Source organism: Faunimonas sp. B44, assembly GCF_052655945.1.
On sequence record NZ_JBQYEX010000001.1, the window covers coordinates 163,249 to 178,966 of the forward strand.

Annotated in this window: 13 protein-coding genes; 8 read left to right on the top strand and 5 right to left on the bottom strand. The window is 69.7% G+C overall.

Translation table 11 applies throughout. The features are described from left to right. Window positions 1-13 precede the first annotated feature (13 nt). The gene (locus ACUN0C_RS00790) at window positions 14-2,308 is read right to left on the bottom strand and encodes a mechanosensitive ion channel domain-containing protein (protein ID WP_445464410.1); all 2,295 of its coding nucleotides are present in this window, start codon (window positions 2,306-2,308) and stop codon (window positions 14-16) included. Between the two features lie 121 nt (window positions 2,309-2,429). On the opposite strand from ACUN0C_RS00790, the gene ACUN0C_RS00795 reads away from it, so the two are divergent. After that, a complete protein-coding gene (locus tag ACUN0C_RS00795; protein ID WP_445464411.1) occupies window positions 2,430-3,536 on the top strand; it encodes an FUSC family protein in 1,107 nt (368 codons plus the stop codon). A gap of 40 nt (window positions 3,537-3,576) precedes the next feature. On the opposite strand, the gene ACUN0C_RS00800 is transcribed toward ACUN0C_RS00795, so the two are convergent. Beyond that, window positions 3,577-4,332: a FadR/GntR family transcriptional regulator gene (locus ACUN0C_RS00800; protein WP_445464412.1), complete on the bottom strand. Its 756-nt coding sequence runs from the start codon at window positions 4,330-4,332 to the stop codon at window positions 3,577-3,579. 107 nt (window positions 4,333-4,439) lie between these two features. Between ACUN0C_RS00800 and ACUN0C_RS00805 the strand changes: the two genes are divergently transcribed. From ACUN0C_RS00805 to ACUN0C_RS00825, 5 genes are read left to right on the top strand one after another with little or no spacing between them, the layout of a single operon-like run. Continuing rightward, the gene (locus tag ACUN0C_RS00805) at window positions 4,440-5,432 is read left to right on the top strand and encodes an ABC transporter substrate-binding protein (protein WP_445464413.1); all 993 of its coding nucleotides are present in this window, start codon (window positions 4,440-4,442) and stop codon (window positions 5,430-5,432) included. Continuing rightward, entirely contained in the window at window positions 5,422-6,309 is an 888-nt protein-coding gene (locus tag ACUN0C_RS00810) for an ABC transporter permease (RefSeq protein ID WP_445464414.1), read from the top strand. Before ACUN0C_RS00805 ends, ACUN0C_RS00810 begins: the two co-directional genes overlap by 11 nt. A gap of 2 nt (window positions 6,310-6,311) precedes the next feature. Further along, window positions 6,312-7,115 carry an ABC transporter ATP-binding protein gene (locus tag ACUN0C_RS00815; protein WP_445464415.1) on the top strand — a complete coding sequence of 268 codons (804 nt, stop codon included), beginning with the start codon at window positions 6,312-6,314 and terminating at the stop codon, window positions 7,113-7,115. A 4-nt stretch (window positions 7,116-7,119) separates the two neighbouring features. Beyond that, window positions 7,120-7,875 (top strand): ABC transporter permease, encoded by a 756-nt coding sequence (locus tag ACUN0C_RS00820; RefSeq protein WP_445464416.1) that lies wholly within the window; start codon window positions 7,120-7,122, stop codon window positions 7,873-7,875. A gap of 20 nt (window positions 7,876-7,895) precedes the next feature. Next, on the top strand, window positions 7,896-8,579 hold the full coding sequence (locus ACUN0C_RS00825; RefSeq protein WP_445464417.1) for a fumarylacetoacetate hydrolase family protein: 684 nt from the start codon (window positions 7,896-7,898) through the stop codon (window positions 8,577-8,579). A 92-nt stretch (window positions 8,580-8,671) separates the two neighbouring features. Here ACUN0C_RS00825 and ACUN0C_RS00830 read toward each other — a convergent pair whose 3' ends face one another. Then, window positions 8,672-10,240: a phosphatase PAP2 family protein gene (locus ACUN0C_RS00830; RefSeq protein ID WP_445464418.1), complete on the bottom strand. Its 1,569-nt coding sequence runs from the start codon at window positions 10,238-10,240 to the stop codon at window positions 8,672-8,674. 280 nt (window positions 10,241-10,520) lie between these two features. On the opposite strand from ACUN0C_RS00830, the gene ACUN0C_RS00835 reads away from it, so the two are divergent. Further along, window positions 10,521-12,335 carry an ABC-F family ATP-binding cassette domain-containing protein gene (locus ACUN0C_RS00835; RefSeq protein WP_445464419.1) on the top strand — a complete coding sequence of 605 codons (1,815 nt, stop codon included), beginning with the start codon at window positions 10,521-10,523 and terminating at the stop codon, window positions 12,333-12,335. Window positions 12,336-12,396: 61 nt separating this feature from the next. Continuing rightward, a complete protein-coding gene (locus ACUN0C_RS00840) occupies window positions 12,397-13,170 on the top strand; it encodes a ZIP family metal transporter (RefSeq protein WP_445464420.1) in 774 nt (257 codons plus the stop codon). Window positions 13,171-13,173: 3 nt separating this feature from the next. Here ACUN0C_RS00840 and ACUN0C_RS00845 read toward each other — a convergent pair whose 3' ends face one another. After that, the gene (locus tag ACUN0C_RS00845; protein ID WP_445464421.1) at window positions 13,174-13,566 is read right to left on the bottom strand and encodes a DUF1850 domain-containing protein; all 393 of its coding nucleotides are present in this window, start codon (window positions 13,564-13,566) and stop codon (window positions 13,174-13,176) included. Next, complete coding sequence (locus tag ACUN0C_RS00850) at window positions 13,563-15,671, bottom strand: TRAP transporter permease (protein WP_445464422.1); 2,109 nt, start codon at window positions 15,669-15,671, stop codon at window positions 13,563-13,565. The genes ACUN0C_RS00845 and ACUN0C_RS00850 overlap by 4 nt, the downstream gene beginning before the upstream one ends. Window positions 15,672-15,718: the final 47 nt, after the last annotated feature.

Below are 15,718 nucleotides of genomic sequence, written 5' to 3' on the forward strand. Positions count from 1 at the left end.
GGATCAGGCCGGATCAGGCCGGGTCGGGCGCGGCGCTCGCCAGGGTCACTCCGCCCGCCGCGGCGTCGGCGTCCGGCCGTGGGGCGGAGCCAGTCGCCGGATCGCGGTCCCGGCGGATCCGCAGCGGCGGCGCGTTCCCCGCTTTGTCCTCGCCCATGTAGAGGGTCAGATGCGGGTACGGGATCTCGACCCCGCCCTCGTCGAAGACCTCCTTCACGCGCTCGTTGTAGGCGCGGCCCACGGCCCATTGCTTGCCGGGAAGCGTCTTCAGGCGGCTTCTCACGATCACGGCGGAATCGCCGAGCTCCTGCACGCCGAACATCTCCATCGGGCCGATCAGGTTGACGCCCTGCTCCTCCTTCAGTCGCTCGAAGGCGACCTCCATCAGCCGCTTCACCTCCTTCACGTCCTCCCGATAGGCGACCCCGATATCGGCGACGTGGTAGGAGAAGCCGCGCATGAAGTTGGAGACCGCATCGACCGAGGAGAACGGGACGATGTGGTAGATGCCGTCGACGCTCCTGAGCCCGACGGAGCGGATCGTCAGGCGCTCCACGGTGCCGGTGATGCCGCCGACGGTCACCACGTCGCCCTCGTTGATGGCGTTCTCGAACTGGATGAAGACGCCGGTGATGATGTCCTGGACGAGCTTCTGCGCGCCGAAGCCGATGGCGAGGCCGACGACGCCGGCGCCGGCCAAAAGCGGGCCGATGTTCACGCCGAGCTCTGAGAGGGCCATCATCAGCCCCGCGACCACGACGGTGATGAGGGCCGCATTGCGGAAGAGCGCCAGCAGCGTGCGCTCGCGCGCCGTCGGCACCGTCCCGAAGGACGGGTTGAGCCGGTAGTCGATCCAGGACGACACGACGAGCCAGATGCCGAGGGCGACGAGGATGGTGAGGATCGCGCCGAACAGGCCGGCGATGAAGCGCGCGCCGGAATCGGTTTCCATCCAGCCCGCCACGTCGACGAGCTCCCAGGCCTGCAGGATGCCGAGCACCACGGCGACGAGGACGGTGGTGCGGACCACCTTGAGGATCGTCGGGACGAAGCGGTTGAGCTGCACCTCGAGAAGCGGCAGCCGCGCGCGGATGTCCTCGGGAAGCCGCATGCCGCCGGTGACGGCGCGGCTGATCACGGCGATGACCACCATGCCCGCCGCGACGATGAGGAGGGACTGCACCGTGGCGCCCAGCATGAACTCGAGCGCGCGCCCCGGCCGCGACACCGCGATCACGAAGAGCGCCGCCACGTACAGGATCGCCAGGATGTGCCACAGGCTGCCGAGGACGTAGAAGCCGCGTCGGGCGGACAGCCCGGACAGGCCCGCGCCGTACTCCTTTATGGAGCGGGCGACGGAGCTCTTGTTCTGCAGGATGACGACGACCGCCATCAGCGCCGCCGTCAGCACGACCAGGACCCGCAGCCCCCTGCCGACGAAGACCGAGACCGTCGTGTTCACGAGCGGCACGAAGAACAGGATGCCGTAGCCGGCGAAGCCGACCAGGCGCGCAGCCCAGAAATGCCAGTAGTTCGCCGAAAGATCGGAGAACGGCAGGACGCGGAGATGCGCGTGGCGCGGCGCGAGCAGGAGGCGCAGGCCGACCTTGATCGCCTCCACGAACAGGAAGGCGTTCAGGAAATACGCGCTCTGGAGCCGCATCTGCCCGACGTCGCCGACCGCCAGCAGCGCGAAGGCGTAGCCGCCGCCCCAGGCGAGGAGGACCGTCGCGGCGTCGACGAGGAGGGCGACCACGATCGTGATGGCGCGCCCGACGAGCCCGCTCCGTGCCGCCCGCCTGTCGAGCGAGCGGTAGAACGGCCGGGCGCTCCAGCGCAGGAGGAAGAGGGCTCCGATCGTCGCTCCCGCCACCATCGCGAGCCGCAGCAGCGCCTCGCCGAGGCGCTGCAGCCCCGCTCCGCCCGCATCCGACATCAGCCCGCTCAGGCCGGACAGCGAGCGGACGACCTGGACGACGAACTCCGAGGCGGTCTCCGCCGCCTCCTTCGTGTACACGCCGACGCGCTGGGCGAGCGAGCCGGCCTCCGGCTGGGCGGCTTCGGGCGCCGTCGCCGCGGCACCCGCGAGGTCGGGGTCCTGCCGCAGCAACGCGATCAGCGCATCGCGCGCCTCCGGGTCTTCCAGGACCCTGACGAGCGCCGCCGCGGCATCGGCGGGGATGGGCGCGCCTTCCGCAGTCCGGCTCGGCGCCGGTGCGCCGGGCGGTGGCGCCTGGGCAATGGCCATCGTGGCGCCGAGCGCGGCGAGGATCAGGCTGGCGGAGAGGGCGGCAAATCTGGATCGCATGGCCGCTCTATCGGCCAATCGGGCGAAGAGGTGAAGCGCGGCCGAGCGCGGAAATGGTGAAACCGAACGCTGAGGGGCGCGTTCGGACCTTCTGTGTGTTCGAAAAACGATTTGGAAAATCATGAGCTTAGCCGCCGTAACGGCGCCATTCCGCGGGTTCGTCCAGGGATCGGCGCGCGACGTCCTTCGGGTCGCGGTTCAGAGCGTCGGCGCGACCGCGCTGGCATTCGGCGCAATGACGGCGATGGACCTGCCGCACCTGTCATGGGCGATCATCTCGGCCCTGTTCACGATCCAGCTGAGTTCCGACAGCACGTTGCGCGTTGCGATGGGGCGCATCGCCGGCACGGTGATCGGCACGCTCGTCGGCCTTGCGTCGGTCTATCTCATCGGCGGCGCCGACGACGTGCTCCTCCGGCTCGTTGCAGTCACGGCCCTGACGAACGCGATCGCCGCCGCACGGCCCGATCTGAACTACGGGGCGGTCGCCGCCGCGATCATCGCGCTCGAACCGAGCCCGGACTTGCCTGTCGCGATCGAGCGCGCCGTCGCGATCCTGATCGGCGCGGGAAGCGGCCTGCTCGTCGCGCTCGTCGTCCTCCCCGAAATCGGGCGCGACCGTGCGCAGCGGCTCATCTGCCGGGCGCTGTCGGATTGCCGCGAACTCCTGAGCACCACCATCGGCGTCCTGACGTCGGAGGCGGAGAACGACCGGAACCCGTCACACGCCCGCTTCCTGGCGCATCTCGAGCGGGCACGCGCCACCGAGAGCCGGCTGCACAGGCATCTGCGGAGCGGATGCGGCATTTCCCACGCGCTCACCGCGGTGGAGCGCCTGTGGCACGGCCTCGTCCTGCTCGATCGCGTCGTGACCCACCAGCTGCCGAGGATGCATCCGGCCGACCGCGAGGCGGTGCGCGCCCCGCTCGCCGCCATGCAGGAATCGTCCTGCCGCTACCTCGAGAAAATGATCGCGCACCTGGAGGGCCGGGCGCCGGCGCCGGACCGGCGAGATCTCGCGCGCCGCCTGCGCCCGATCGAGAAGGCCGGCGGCGTGCATCGGAACGGGCTCGGCCGGGAGCCGGACGAGGTTAGGGCCATGCAGGCCCTGGTGTTCGCGGCCGAAGAGGTGCTCGGCAATCTGGCGGAGCTCGAGTGCCTGGCCGCGAAGCCGGCGACGCCGGGCCGGACCGGCGATGCGCTCGCGCCGGCCCGCACGGCCGCCTAGCGCTGAGCAGACGCCGTCTGTCCCCTGGCGCGCCCGGGTGCTATTCGGCCGCCTGCCGCGCGTGGTCGAGCAGCTTGGCCTGGACGTGCTGGAGGTGCCGCCGCATGTGCGCGGCCGCCGCGTTCATGTCGCGCTCCTCGATCGCCGCGATCACCGCCTCGTGGTCGGCGAAGCTGTGATGGTCCGTCGGCGGCTTCTGGACGTCGTGACGCAGGCGCCCCCAGACGACGGCGCGGCGGACCCCGTTCAGCGTGTCGAACAGCGAGAGCAGCAGCGCGTTGTGCGTCGCGGCCGCTATGGCGCGGTGGAAGCGGTTGTCCCAGTTCTCGTACTGCCGCCACGTCTCCGAGCGACGGCTGCCGGCGATGCAGGTCTTGAGCGTCGCGATGTCGTCGGCGGTGGCGTGGAGCGCCGCCTCGCGCGCCAGCTCCGGCTCGATGAGCAGCCGCGCCCGCATGACGTCGGCGGGGTTGGTCTGGCTCGAGATCTCGCCGATGGAGAAGCGCTCCTCGACCGGGCGCGCGCCCGTGAAGGTGCCCTTGCCGACATGGCGCCAGACGTCGCCGTGCTCCTCCAGGATGGCGAGCGCCTTCCGCAGCTCGCCGCGCGAGACGCCGAGGATCTCGCAGAGTTCGCGCTCCGGCGGCAGGCGGGTGTTGGGCGCGAGCTCGCGCTGGGCCAGATAGGCGCGCAGCTGCGTCAGCGCGGCGTGACCCTCGCCGATATGCGGGGTGGCGTCGGGGGCTTCCCCCTCGCTCCACTCCTCGTCGGCAACCTCCTCGGCCAGTCGGACCATACTACCGCTCGCTTGATCAATCGACAGACATAGCTTAACCAATGATCCATTGGTCAGGCAACAGGCGCGAGGCAGCGTCGCAGGCAAGCCGGCCGAGGGAGGATTACATGCTCAGAAGTCTGAAAGGTGCGAGCCGCCTCGCGGCCGGGCTGTTGGTGGCGACCAGCCTGTTCGGCGGATCGGCCGCGCTCGCGCAGCAGAAGGTGCGCGTGGCGCTCGGCGACGTCGTGTCCGAAGAGACGCTCGCCTTCCAGATCGCGCTCGAGCGCGCCAAGGAGCGGGGCCTCGACTACGAGCTGACCTCTTTCTCCGAGGAGGAGCTCGCGATCCAGTCGATCATCAGCGGCCAGATGGACATCGGCATCGGCACGCCCTACGCCGTGATCCAGCGCACCAAGGTGCCGCTGCGGGTCATCTTCCAGCTTTCGACGCTCGTCTTCTACCCGGTCGTCGCGAACGAGTACCAGACCTGGAAGGACCTCGACGGCCAGCCCTTCACCTTCCACGGCCGCGGCAGCGGCACGGAGGCGATCGGCAACATCATCGCCGCCCGCGAGGGCATCACGTTCGGCGACCGCTCCTACGTCCCGGGCTCCGGCAACCGCGTGATCGCGCTGATGAACGGCACGATCAAGGCGACCATCCTCGACCTCTCCAACAAGAACATCCTGATGCAGCAGGCCGGCGACCGCTTCCACGTCCTGCCGACGCCGGAGGAGCGCGCCAGCGACGAGGTCGTGTTCGCCAGCCAGAAGTGGCTCGACGAGAACCCCGAGCAGGCGAACATCCTGGTCGAGGAGCTCCTGAAGCTGTGGCGCGAGATGAACGAGGACCCGAGCGTCGTCGAGCGCGAGCGCGAGGCACGCAACCTCCTCGCCGACCAGCCGAAGGAAGTGATCGAGGAGGTTCCGGCCTACTACACCGAGGGCGTGAAGGAAGGCCTCTTCGACCCGAACGGCGGCGGCGCCGAGGCAGCGAGGACCGACTTCGACTTCTACGTCCAGGCCGGCCAGCTCGAGGGCGATCCCGCGAGCCTGAAGGTCGAGGACTTCTGGGACATGCGCCCGCTCGAGAACGCGAGACAGAAGCTTGGTAACTGATCAGAGAACGCACGCGAACGCGGAAGCCGTCCCGAGCGGCATCCGCGCCTCGCGTCTCTTCGCCTTGCCCGGCACGCGCCCGGGCAAGGCTCTCACCGACCGCAAGGCGAACGCCGCGCGCGATTTCCTCGTGCACCCTATGGTGCTGCGGGTCCTGTCCGCGCTCGTCTTCTGCATTGCCTGGGAGTGGGCCGCCCGCATCCCGATCAGCCCGGCCTTCCCCGGCTTCTCCGAGACGATGGGCGCGCTCTGGGAGATGATCGCCGACGGGTCGATGGGGCGCGCCTTCGCCGTGACGCTGCAGCCGCTGCTGATCGGGCTGGCCATCTCCGGCGCGCTCGGCGTCGCGATCGGCGTCGCGATGGGGCTGAACGACAAGGCGGAATGGTTCGCCTCGCCGATCTTCATCATCATGCAGGCGGCGCCGCTCGCCGCGCTCATCCCGCTCATCGTGTTCGCCTACGGCATCGGGCTGACCTCCAAGGTCCTCGTCGTGTGCATCATGGCGATGCCGGTGATCGTGCTGAATTCCTACAGCGCCGTGCGCCACACGCCGGCCTCGCTGGTGGAGATGGGACGGTCCTTCCTCGCCTCCAGGCGGCAGGTGATCATGCGGGTCATCCTGCCGGCCGCGAGCCCGGTCATCTTCGCCGGCCTGCGCCTCGGCGCCGCCGCCGGCTTCATCGGTGCGGTGCTCGCCGAGCTCCTCATCACGCCGACCGGCGTCGGCGACCTCATCACCTACAACCGGTCCATTGCGGACTATCCCAAGATGTACGCCGCGATCCTCTCGATCATGGTCTTCTCGGTGCTCTTCATCGAGCTCCTGGAGCGGATCGAGGTGACCATGTTCCGGCCCGAGAAGCGAGCGAGATGACGATGGCAACGAGCAGTGCAGCCGTGGCGCGCGCACCCGAGCCGGCGACCGATTCGGTCGTCGAGGTGCGCGGCGTCACCAAGATCTATCCCGGCGGCGTCCACGCCCTCGACAACATCAGCATCGACTTCCCGCGCGGCAAGCTCACCTCGCTGCTCGGGCCCTCGGGCTGCGGCAAGACCACGCTGCTGAAGATTATCGCCGGCCTCCTCCCGCTCACCTCCGGCGAGGTGCTGATTAACGGGCGCACCGTCACCGGGCCGGGGCCGGAACGCGCCTTCGTGTTCCAGGACTTCGCGCTGATGCCCTGGGCCACCGTCATCCGCAACGTCGCCTTCGGGCTCGAGCTGCGCGGCGTCGCCCGCTCCGAGCGCGAGGACGTCGCGCGGCGCTACATCCGCCAGGTCGGGCTCGCCGGCTTCGAGGAGAAGTTCCCGCACGAGCTTTCCGGCGGCATGCGCCAGCGCGTCGGCCTCGCCCGCGCGCTCTCGGTCAACGCCGACGTGCTCCTGATGGACGAGCCGTTCTCGGCCGTCGACGAGCAGACCCGGCGCAAGTTCCAGGAGGACCTGCTCGAGCTCGTCGCCAGCGAGAAGAAGACCTTCATCTTCGTCACGCATTCGATCGAGGAGGCGGTCTACGTCTCCGACCGGATCGTGCTGCTCGCCCGCCGCCCGAGCCGCGTCTCCGAGATCATCGAGCCGGCCATCGAGCGCGGCGCCGATCCCGACGCGATCCGCCGCCAGCCTGCCTATCTCGATACGGTCGACGGGATCTGGCAGAGCCTGAAGCATTACCTGGACTGAGGCCATGCTGATCCACGGCTACCGCGTGCCCATGATGACCTCGCTCATCCTCTGGGCCATCCTGTGGGAGATCGTCGGCCAGCTGAAGCTGACGATTCTCCTGCCGCCGCTCTCCGCGATCCTTGTCAAGCTGGTCGAGATCGTGCCGACGGCGTCCTTCATGTCGGCGCTCTGGGTGACGGCCGAGGCCTTCGTCATCGGCAACGTCATCGCGATCGTCGTCGGCGTGCCGCTCGGCATCCTGATGGGCCGCTCGGTGATCGCCGACCGGCTCCTCCTGCCCTGGGTGAACCTCTTCCTCTCGGCGCCGCTCACCGCGCTCGTGCCGGTCATCATGGTGCTGTTCGGCCTCGGCCAGACCACCATCATCCTGACGGTCGTGCTCTTCGCGATCTGGATCATCGTGCTCGACGCCCGCGCCGGCGTCCACGCCATCTCGCCCTCGCTCGTCGAGATGGCCAAGAGCTTCGGCGCGAGCCGCTGGCAGGCGTTCCGCGAGATCTACGTCTGGGCCGCGCTGCCGGAGATCCTGGCCGGCATCCGGCTCGGCATGATCCGCGCCGTGAAGGGCGTCATCATCGGCCAGATCCTCGTCTCGATCGTCGGCTTCGGGGCGCTCTTCAAGCTCTACGGCTCGCGCTTCCTGATGGAGCAGTTCTGGGCCGCCCTGCTCGTCCTCTTCGCCTTCGCGTTCGTCATCGCGGAAGGCCTCGCCTGGCTGGAGCGTCGCGTCGACTATTACGCCGCGAGCCGTTCCTGACCTCTCTAGAAAGGAAGTCCATGTCGTACGTCTTTACCCCGCCGCCGACCGTCGCCTTGCCGATCCGCGGTTCGAGCGAGCTCTTCCCGGTCCGCCGGGTCTACTGCGTTGGGCGGAACTATGCCGAGCACGCCATCGAAATGGGTCACGACCCGGACAAGGAGCCGCCGTTCTTCTTCCAGAAGAACCCGGACAACATCGTGCTGGACGGCAAGTTTCCCTATCCGGCGATGACCAAGGACGTCCATTACGAGATCGAGCTGATCGTCGCGATCGGCAAGGGCGGCGAGAACATCCCGGTCGAGCAGGCGCTCGACCACGTCTACGGCTACGGCGTCGCGCTCGACATGACCCGCCGCGACCTGCAGGGCGAGGCCAAGAAGATGGGCCGCCCCTGGGAGGTCGGGAAGGCGTTCGAGGAATCCGCGCCGTCGAGCGAGATCGTCCCGGCCGCCGCGATCGGCCATCCGGCCGAAGGCGCGATCTGGCTCAAGGTCAACGGCGAGCTGAAGCAGAAGGGCGACCTCAACCAGCTGATCTGGAAGGTTCCCGAGACGATCGCCTACCTGTCCGGCCTGTTCCGCCTCGCCCCCGGCGACATCATCATGACCGGCACCCCGGCCGGCGTCGGCTCGACCAAGAAGGGCGACGTGCTCGAAGGCCATGTCGAGGGCGTCGGCGACCTCAAGGTCGAGGTGGTCTGACCCGATCCGGGCGTCGCAGGCGCCGCCCGGCACTGACGATCCGACGAGCCCCGCCACGGCGGGGCTCGTCTGTCTCTGCGTGGCACGGAAGGTCAGGGGCCAGCATCCCCGGTGCTTGGCTCCAGCGCCTCCTTGCACGCGCAGCAATCCTCCATCTCGACCTCGGCGGTTTCGAGTACCTCCAGATCGTCCCACGCCAGCCCCGCATGCGTCATGCCGCCGTCGTAGATCGCCTGGGCGATCTTCCGGCCGAGCGGCACGCCGCCGAGGTCGCTGGTGTCGGTCAGGATGTGCGCCGGCGTTTCGACGTCGGGTCCAACCCCGTCGAAGCGCCAGTGGACGCCCAGGAAGACGCGGCTCACGGAATTCTCGAACATCGCCGAGAGCAGGTTGGGATAATGGCGGACGTGCCGGCTGCGCACGGAGCCGTCCGGATCGATGTTGCGCCCGTCGAGCTCGTCCGAAACGAAGTCGAAGGCGATCGTGTCCGCCTGTTCCGGGGTGACCTCGAAGAAGAGCCTCACCATCTCGAACGCCGCCGCGGCGAAGGTGGCGTGGCCGGACGGATAGGCCGGGAAGGGCGGCGTGAAGCTCGGCCGACCGATTTCATTGGTGCGCGGCGAGCCGAGCGGCTTCCAGAACGGATCGCACCGCGGACCGACGGTTTGGGTGGGCGAGCCGCCGATCATCCAGAAGCTCGGATCGTACTCCCTGATGCCGAGGATCGGCCGCCAGAGCTGAAAGTGGTACTTGTACCACCAGGCCGCGATACCGGCGTCGGCCATGGCCACGTTGATCAGCGCGAAGAGCCGCGCGCTTGCCGCCAGCTTCTTGTCGAGAGGGCTGATGTCGCGCTGCTTCAGAATCTGCCTCACGATCTGGTTGTAGAGACGCGGCGGCGTGCCGATCTGGCTGGCGCCGTCATATGCCCAGTACAGCGCCTGGATGGTCTCGTCGGGCGTGCGCTGTGGGACTGGACATTTCGCTGGTGGGGCAGGCGTTCCCGGGTCGGCGGATGCGCTTCCCTTCACCCGAACGTGATCGAGGTCACGATCGAACGCAGCCGTTCCGGGGTTGGGATGAGGGGCCATGGGCATGAGCGACGGCACGGAGAAGCGCGCGACCTCTCCCCATCTTTCCCCGAGAAGCCCTTGTCCGAGATTGCCCGGATCCTCCCGATGTCGCCAGTACCGCTTGAGTTCCGGCGCGCTTCCGCCCTTGTCGGACCCGTCACCGTCGCGGTCGTCGAGCACCGCCTTGCCGACCCGGCAGCCATAGACCCAGCCGGGCGCAGCCTTGTTGATGCACAGGCTGGCGCGCGCCGCCTCTATGACCGGCCTGAAATGGGGATAGAGCGCGCACAGCACGATGCACGCGGCTGCAGACACCGCCTCGCCCGCGTCGGCCGCAGTGGCGCCGCCCTTGTTGGGCAGGCTCGGCAGGTAAGGGCCGAAGCCTCGGTCGAGCCCTGCGATTCCGGTGCCGCCGGCCGGCGGAACGAGCGAGAAGAACGCGTCGTGCATCGCGATGTGAACCATCGCCAACGCTCGCGAACTCCTCGTCGGGCCGGTCTGGTTGATGGCGTTCATCCGGCCGGTATGGTCGCGTCTGTTCAGTTCCAGCGCGATCGAGTTCCACAACATCACGTAATCGTGCATCATTTCCTCCCGCTTTTGGTCAGCCGGAGGACACGACAAGGCGTCGCCGGAGCCGAGTCGCAGCTCCGACCGTCCACTGTTCTGATTGTTTTGGTATATCCCCCGACTATACTTACAGATTACATCAAGGTCTCTGGGGATGCGACCACCACGTTAGTGAATGTGGCCATTGCGTGAGGCGCTTCCGGCGTCGCGCGGGATCGCGTAAGGAGGGCTCGCCGCGGCGAAGCCCGTCGGCGCTCCCGCGTTTTCCCCTGGACCGATCCGCAACACGCGCCTGCCGATGGCCTCCGCCCCACCGCTCCTCAGCCTGCGCGGCATTCGCCTCACCTTCGGCGGGGCGCCGCTCCTTGCCGACGTCACGCTCGCCGTCGGCCCGGGCGAGCGGCTCTGCCTGGTCGGGCGGAACGGCTCGGGCAAGTCGACGCTCCTGAAGATCGCGGCCGGCCTCGTCGAGCCGGATGCGGGCGAGCGCGTGGTGCGCCAGGGCGCCACCATCCGATACCTGCCCCAGGAGCCCGACCTCTCCGGCTTCGCCACGACGCGCGCCGTCGCCGAGGCCGGGCTCGCGCCGGGCGACGATCCCTACCGCGCCGCGTACCTTCTCGAGCAGCTCGGCCTCGACGGCAGCGAGGACCCGCAGCGGCTTTCCGGCGGCGAGGCGCGCCGCGCCGCCCTCGCCCAGGCGCTCGCGCCGGAGCCGGACATCCTGCTCCTCGACGAGCCGACCAACCATCTCGACCTGCCGGCCATCGAGTGGCTGGAGAGCGAACTCGCCGCCTCGCGCTCCGCGCTCGTCCTCATCAGCCACGACCGCCGGTTCCTGGAGCGCCTGTCGCGGGCGACGGTCTGGCTCGACCGCGGCACGAGCCGGCGCCTGGACGAGGGCTTCGCCGGCTTCGAGGCCTGGCGCGACACGGTCTTCGAGCAGGAGGAGCGCGACCGCGCCCGGCTCGACAAGAAGATCCTGATGGAGCTCGACTGGGTCCGCTACGGCGTGACGGCGCGGCGCAAGCGCAACCAGGGCCGCATGCGCGCGCTGGAAGGCATGCGCAAGGCGCGCCGCGAGGCGCGCCGGCAGGTCGGCTCCGTGACCTTCACCGTCGCCGAGAGCGCGGTCTCTGGCAAGCAGGTGATCGAGGCGGACGGGGTGTCGAAGGCGTATGACGGCCGCCCGATCGTCGACGGCCTCTCGATCCGCATCCTGCGCGGCGACCGCATCGGCATCGTCGGCCCGAACGGTGCCGGCAAGACGACGCTGATCGGGCTCCTGACCGGCGAGCTCGCGCCCGATGCCGGCACCGTGCGCCTCGGCGCGAACCTCGAGATGGTCACGCTCGACCAGCGGCGGGACGCGCTCGACCCGTCCTGGACGCTGTCGCAGGCGCTGACGCGCGGCGCCGGCGACACCGTCATGGTCGGCGGCGCGCCGAAGCACGTCGTCAGCTACATGAAGGACTTCCTGTTCTCGCCGGAGCAGGCGAACACGCCCGTCTCCGTGCTGTCCGGCGGCGAGCGCGGCCGGCTCATGCTGGCGCGCGCGCTCGCCACGCCGTCGAACCTCCTCGTGCTCGACGAGCCGACCAACGACCTCGACCTCGAGACCCTCGACCTCCTCCAGGAGATGCTCGCCGACTATCCCGGCACCGTGCTCCTCGTCAGCCACGACCGCGACTTCCTCGACCGGACGGTGAACGCGGTGCTCGTCTCCGAAGGCAGCGGCCGCTGGACCGAATACGCCGGCGGCTATTCCGACATGATTGCGCAGCGGGGCAGCGCGCCGCGTGCGGCCGCGGCTCCACCGGCAGCGGGGCGGCAGGCGAAGGCGGCCGCCGCGTCTTCCGCGCCGGCGCCCGAGCGCCGCCGCCTCTCCTTCAAGGACAAGCACGCGCTCGAGACGCTGCCGAAGGAGATGGAGCGGCTGCAGGCCGAGGTGGCGAAGCTCGCCGAGCGGCTCGCCGATACCGGCCTGTTCGCCCGCGACCCGGACGGCTTCGCCAAGGCGGCCGCCGCCCACCAGCAGGCTGAGGCGCGTCTCGCCGCGGCGGAGGACGAGTGGCTGCGGCTCGAAATGCTGCGCGAAGAGGTCGAAGGCTGACCCGGATGGCGGTGCAACGCGCCAGCCTTCGCCGCCCGCGGCGACGACGAGCCCGCCGGCCATGAGCCCGATCCTCGCCGGCTCGCTCGGCAGCCTCCTCGCCGGCTTGGCGACCGCGCTCGGCGCCGTTCCGCTCCTTGTTGCCCCGGGGCTGGCGCGGCGCTTCAGCAATGCGGCGCTCGGCTTCGCCGCCGGAATCATGCTCTCCGCCTCCTTCCTCTCCCTGATGCTGCCGGCGCTGGAGCATGCGGGGGAGGATTACGGCGGCGCCTGGGCGGCGAGCCTCGTGGTCGGCCTCGGTCTCCTCCTCGGCGGCGCCGCCGTCTGGCTCGCCAACGAGACGCTGCCGCATGAGCACTTCCTGACCGGGCCGGAGGGCGCGTCCGCCGAAAGCCTCAGGCGCATCTGGCTCTTCGTCTTCGCCATCACGCTGCACAACTTCCCGGAGGGGCTCGCCGTCGGCGTCGGCTATGGCGGCGGCGATTTCGCCCGCGGCAACACGCTCGCCATCGGCATCGGCCTGCAGAACGTCGCCGAGGGCATGGCCGTCGCCGTCGCGCTCGCCGCGCAGGGCTATTCGCGCAGGAAGGCGATCGGCATCTCGGCCCTCAGTGGCCTGGTCGAGCCGATCGGCGGCGTGATCGGCGTCACCGCCGTCACCGTGTCCGGCATGCTCCTGCCCTGGGGGCTCGCCTTCGCGGCCGGCGCGATGATCTTCGTCATCAGCCACGAGATCATCCCCGAGACCCACCGCGAGCGCGGCCAGGGCGAGGCGACCGCCGGCCTGATGATCGGCGTCGTCGCCATGATGGCGCTCGACCACGCGCTCGGCTGAGGCTCAGGTCCGGCCAGGGCTGCAGCCGTCCTCCGCCGGAACGATGCGCACCGGGTCCGCCTCCGTCCCGAGCCAGGTGCCGAGGGAATCGCACCGGCCGGCGGCGCAGAGCGTCCAGTCGCCGGCCTCCGCCGCCCGCCGCAGCACCAGCTCGGGGAGCGGCGGCACGGCCGGCTGCCAGACGTAGCGGCCGCCGGCGAGGCGGGCGCCGTCGGGCGGCTCCATGCCGGCCCCGCTGGTCGCCACCGAGGCCTCGACGACGACGAGCCCGTCCGGCCGCACCTCCCAGCGCTCCGACCATTCGGTGCGCTCGATCGTGTGCGTCCAGGAGAGCGAGAAGGCGAGCGCGGCCACCTTCGCCGCGGCCCCGCCGCCGGCGAGGCAGAAGCCCGTCATGCCGGCTGCGCGGCCGGGCGCGTGCGCCAGTAGTGCCAGCCGAGGAACGCGCCGCAGGCGGCGAAGCCGATCTCGTCGGTGATCGGCAAGGCGGCGATCAGGAAGGCGGCCCCGGCGAACGCCCAGATGCGCTCCCAGGGCCGCAGCGGCGCCCGCAGATAGCTGATCGTCGCCGCCCCCCAGAGCGAGATGGCGAGCAGCGCCTTGAAGATCGCATAGGCGACGGCGGGCCAGTAGCCGATCGCGGCGGCGAGCGGGCCGCCGTCCTGCAGCATGATCGCCGGCGTGTAGACCGCCATGAACGGCACCACGAAGCCGGCGATGGCGACGCGCATCGCCTGCACGCCGATCCGCAGCCCCGTCTCGCGCGCGATCGGCGCGGCCGCGAAGGCTGCGAGCGCGACCGGCGGCGTGAGGTCGGCCATGATGCCGAAATAGAACACGAACATGTGGCTGACGATCAGCGGCACGCCGAGCTCCAGGAGCGCCGGCCCGGCGATCGAGGACGTGATGATGTAGTTCGGGATGGTCGGGATGCCCATGCCGAGGATCAGGCAGGTGATCATCGTCAGCACCAGCGACAGGAACAGCGAGGCCTCCCCGGCCGAGACGATGAAGCGGGCGAAGGTCGATGCCGCGCCGGTCAGCGTCAGGATGCCGATGATGACGCCGACGAGCGCGCAGGCGATGCCGACCGGGAGCGCGTTCTTGGCGCCCTCGGCGAGGCTCGTGAGGGCGAGCGACAGCGTCGCCCGCCCGCCGCGCACGAAGAAATTGGCGAGCACGAGCAGCGCGACGAGGATCAGGATGACGGTGATCCCGCTCAGGCGGTAGCCGCCCAGATTGAAGGTGGTCTGGAACGCGGCGGCGGCGAGCAGGCCGAGCGCGGTCCAGAACAGCATGCGCAGCGGCAGCGACCCGGAGGCGTGCGCGACCGGCCCCCCGAGCACAATGAGCGCGGTGAGCGACAGGCCGACCATGCCGGAGAAGAGCGGCGTGTAGCCGGAGAAGAGCAGGTAGACGAGCGCCACGAGCGGCAGGATCAGGTACCATTGCCGCATGATCGCGCCGAGCGCGCTCGGGCATTCGGCCTTGGGGATCCCGCGCAGCCCGAGCCGGGCCGCCTCCAGGCTCACCATCCAGAACACGGTCGTGAAATAGAGCATCGCCGGCACGACGGCGGCGGTCACGACCTGGACGTAGGGAATGTCGAGCGTCTCGGCCATGATGAAGGCGACCGCGCCCATCACCGGCGGCATGATCTGCCCGCCCATCGAGGCGGTTGCCTCGACGCCGCCGGCGAAGGCCGGGCGGAAGCCGAACTTCTTCATGAGCGGGATGGTGAACTGCCCGGTCGTGACGACGTTCGCCACGCCGGAGCCGTTGATCGTGCCCATCAGCGCGGAGGAGACGACGGAGACCTTGGCCGGGCCGCCGCGGGTGTGGCCGACGGTGCCGAGCGCGATGTCGTTGAAGAGCTGGATCATGCCGGCGCGCTCCAGGAAGGCGCCGAACAGGATGAACAGGAAGATGTAGGTCGCCGAGACGTAGATCGGCGTGCCGTAGATGCCCTCCGTGCCGAGGAAGAGCGCGTCGATGATCTGCTCGTAGCCGTAGCCGCGGTGATTGAGCGGCGAGGGCAGGTACTCGCCGAAGAGCCCGTAGAGCAGGAACACGCCGCAGATCGTCGGCAGCGCCCAGCCCATCATCAGCCGGCCGGCGAGGAAGACGATGGCGACGAGGATCGTGCCGACCACGATGTCGGCCGTGTTCGGGTCGCCGGCCCGGAACAGGATCTCGGCGTAGAAGTACCAGTGGTAGAGGCCGATCGCAAAGCCGGTGAGCCCGATCGCCCAGAGCACCGTGACCTTGAGGGTGGAGCTCGGATCGCGCGCGGCGACGAGGCCGAAGAGCAGGAGGAGCAGGAAGCCGACATGGACCGCGCGGATGACCTGGCTCGGCAGCGGCGCGTAGGCCGCGGTCCAGAGCTGGTAGGCGGAGAAGGTGACGGCGATCCAGAACAGGACCTTCGCGTGCCGGCCGATGCCCCAGCCGAATTCCTGCGCCTCGCGGGGAAGCGTGGTGGAATCGGCGGGAGCTGTCATCGGGGCGTGCCGGAAGGGGCCGGAGCGGTGAGCGGGGCGCCGGAGCG

Bases quoted from the DNA above. Each gene is read 5' to 3' on its own strand.
- ACUN0C_RS00840 (WP_445464420.1), top strand. From the start codon at position 12,397: ATGAGCCCGATCCTCGCCGGCTCGCTCGGCAGCCTCCTCGCCGGCTTG.
- ACUN0C_RS00830 (WP_445464418.1), bottom strand. From the start codon at position 10,240: ATGATGCACGATTACGTGATGTTGTGGAACTCGATCGCGCTGGAACTG.
- ACUN0C_RS00790 (WP_445464410.1), bottom strand. From the start codon at position 2,308: ATGCGATCCAGATTTGCCGCCCTCTCCGCCAGCCTGATCCTCGCCGCG.
- ACUN0C_RS00845 (WP_445464421.1), bottom strand. From the start codon at position 13,566: ATGACGGGCTTCTGCCTCGCCGGCGGCGGGGCCGCGGCGAAGGTGGCC.
- ACUN0C_RS00805 (WP_445464413.1), top strand. From the start codon at position 4,440: ATGCTCAGAAGTCTGAAAGGTGCGAGCCGCCTCGCGGCCGGGCTGTTG.
- ACUN0C_RS00820 (WP_445464416.1), top strand. From the start codon at position 7,120: ATGCTGATCCACGGCTACCGCGTGCCCATGATGACCTCGCTCATCCTC.
- ACUN0C_RS00795 (WP_445464411.1), top strand. From the start codon at position 2,430: ATGAGCTTAGCCGCCGTAACGGCGCCATTCCGCGGGTTCGTCCAGGGA.
- ACUN0C_RS00850 (WP_445464422.1), bottom strand. From the start codon at position 15,671: ATGACAGCTCCCGCCGATTCCACCACGCTTCCCCGCGAGGCGCAGGAA.
- ACUN0C_RS00835 (WP_445464419.1), top strand. From the start codon at position 10,521: ATGGCCTCCGCCCCACCGCTCCTCAGCCTGCGCGGCATTCGCCTCACC.
- ACUN0C_RS00815 (WP_445464415.1), top strand. From the start codon at position 6,312: ATGGCAACGAGCAGTGCAGCCGTGGCGCGCGCACCCGAGCCGGCGACC.
- ACUN0C_RS00825 (WP_445464417.1), top strand. From the start codon at position 7,896: ATGTCGTACGTCTTTACCCCGCCGCCGACCGTCGCCTTGCCGATCCGC.
- ACUN0C_RS00800 (WP_445464412.1), bottom strand. From the start codon at position 4,332: ATGGTCCGACTGGCCGAGGAGGTTGCCGACGAGGAGTGGAGCGAGGGG.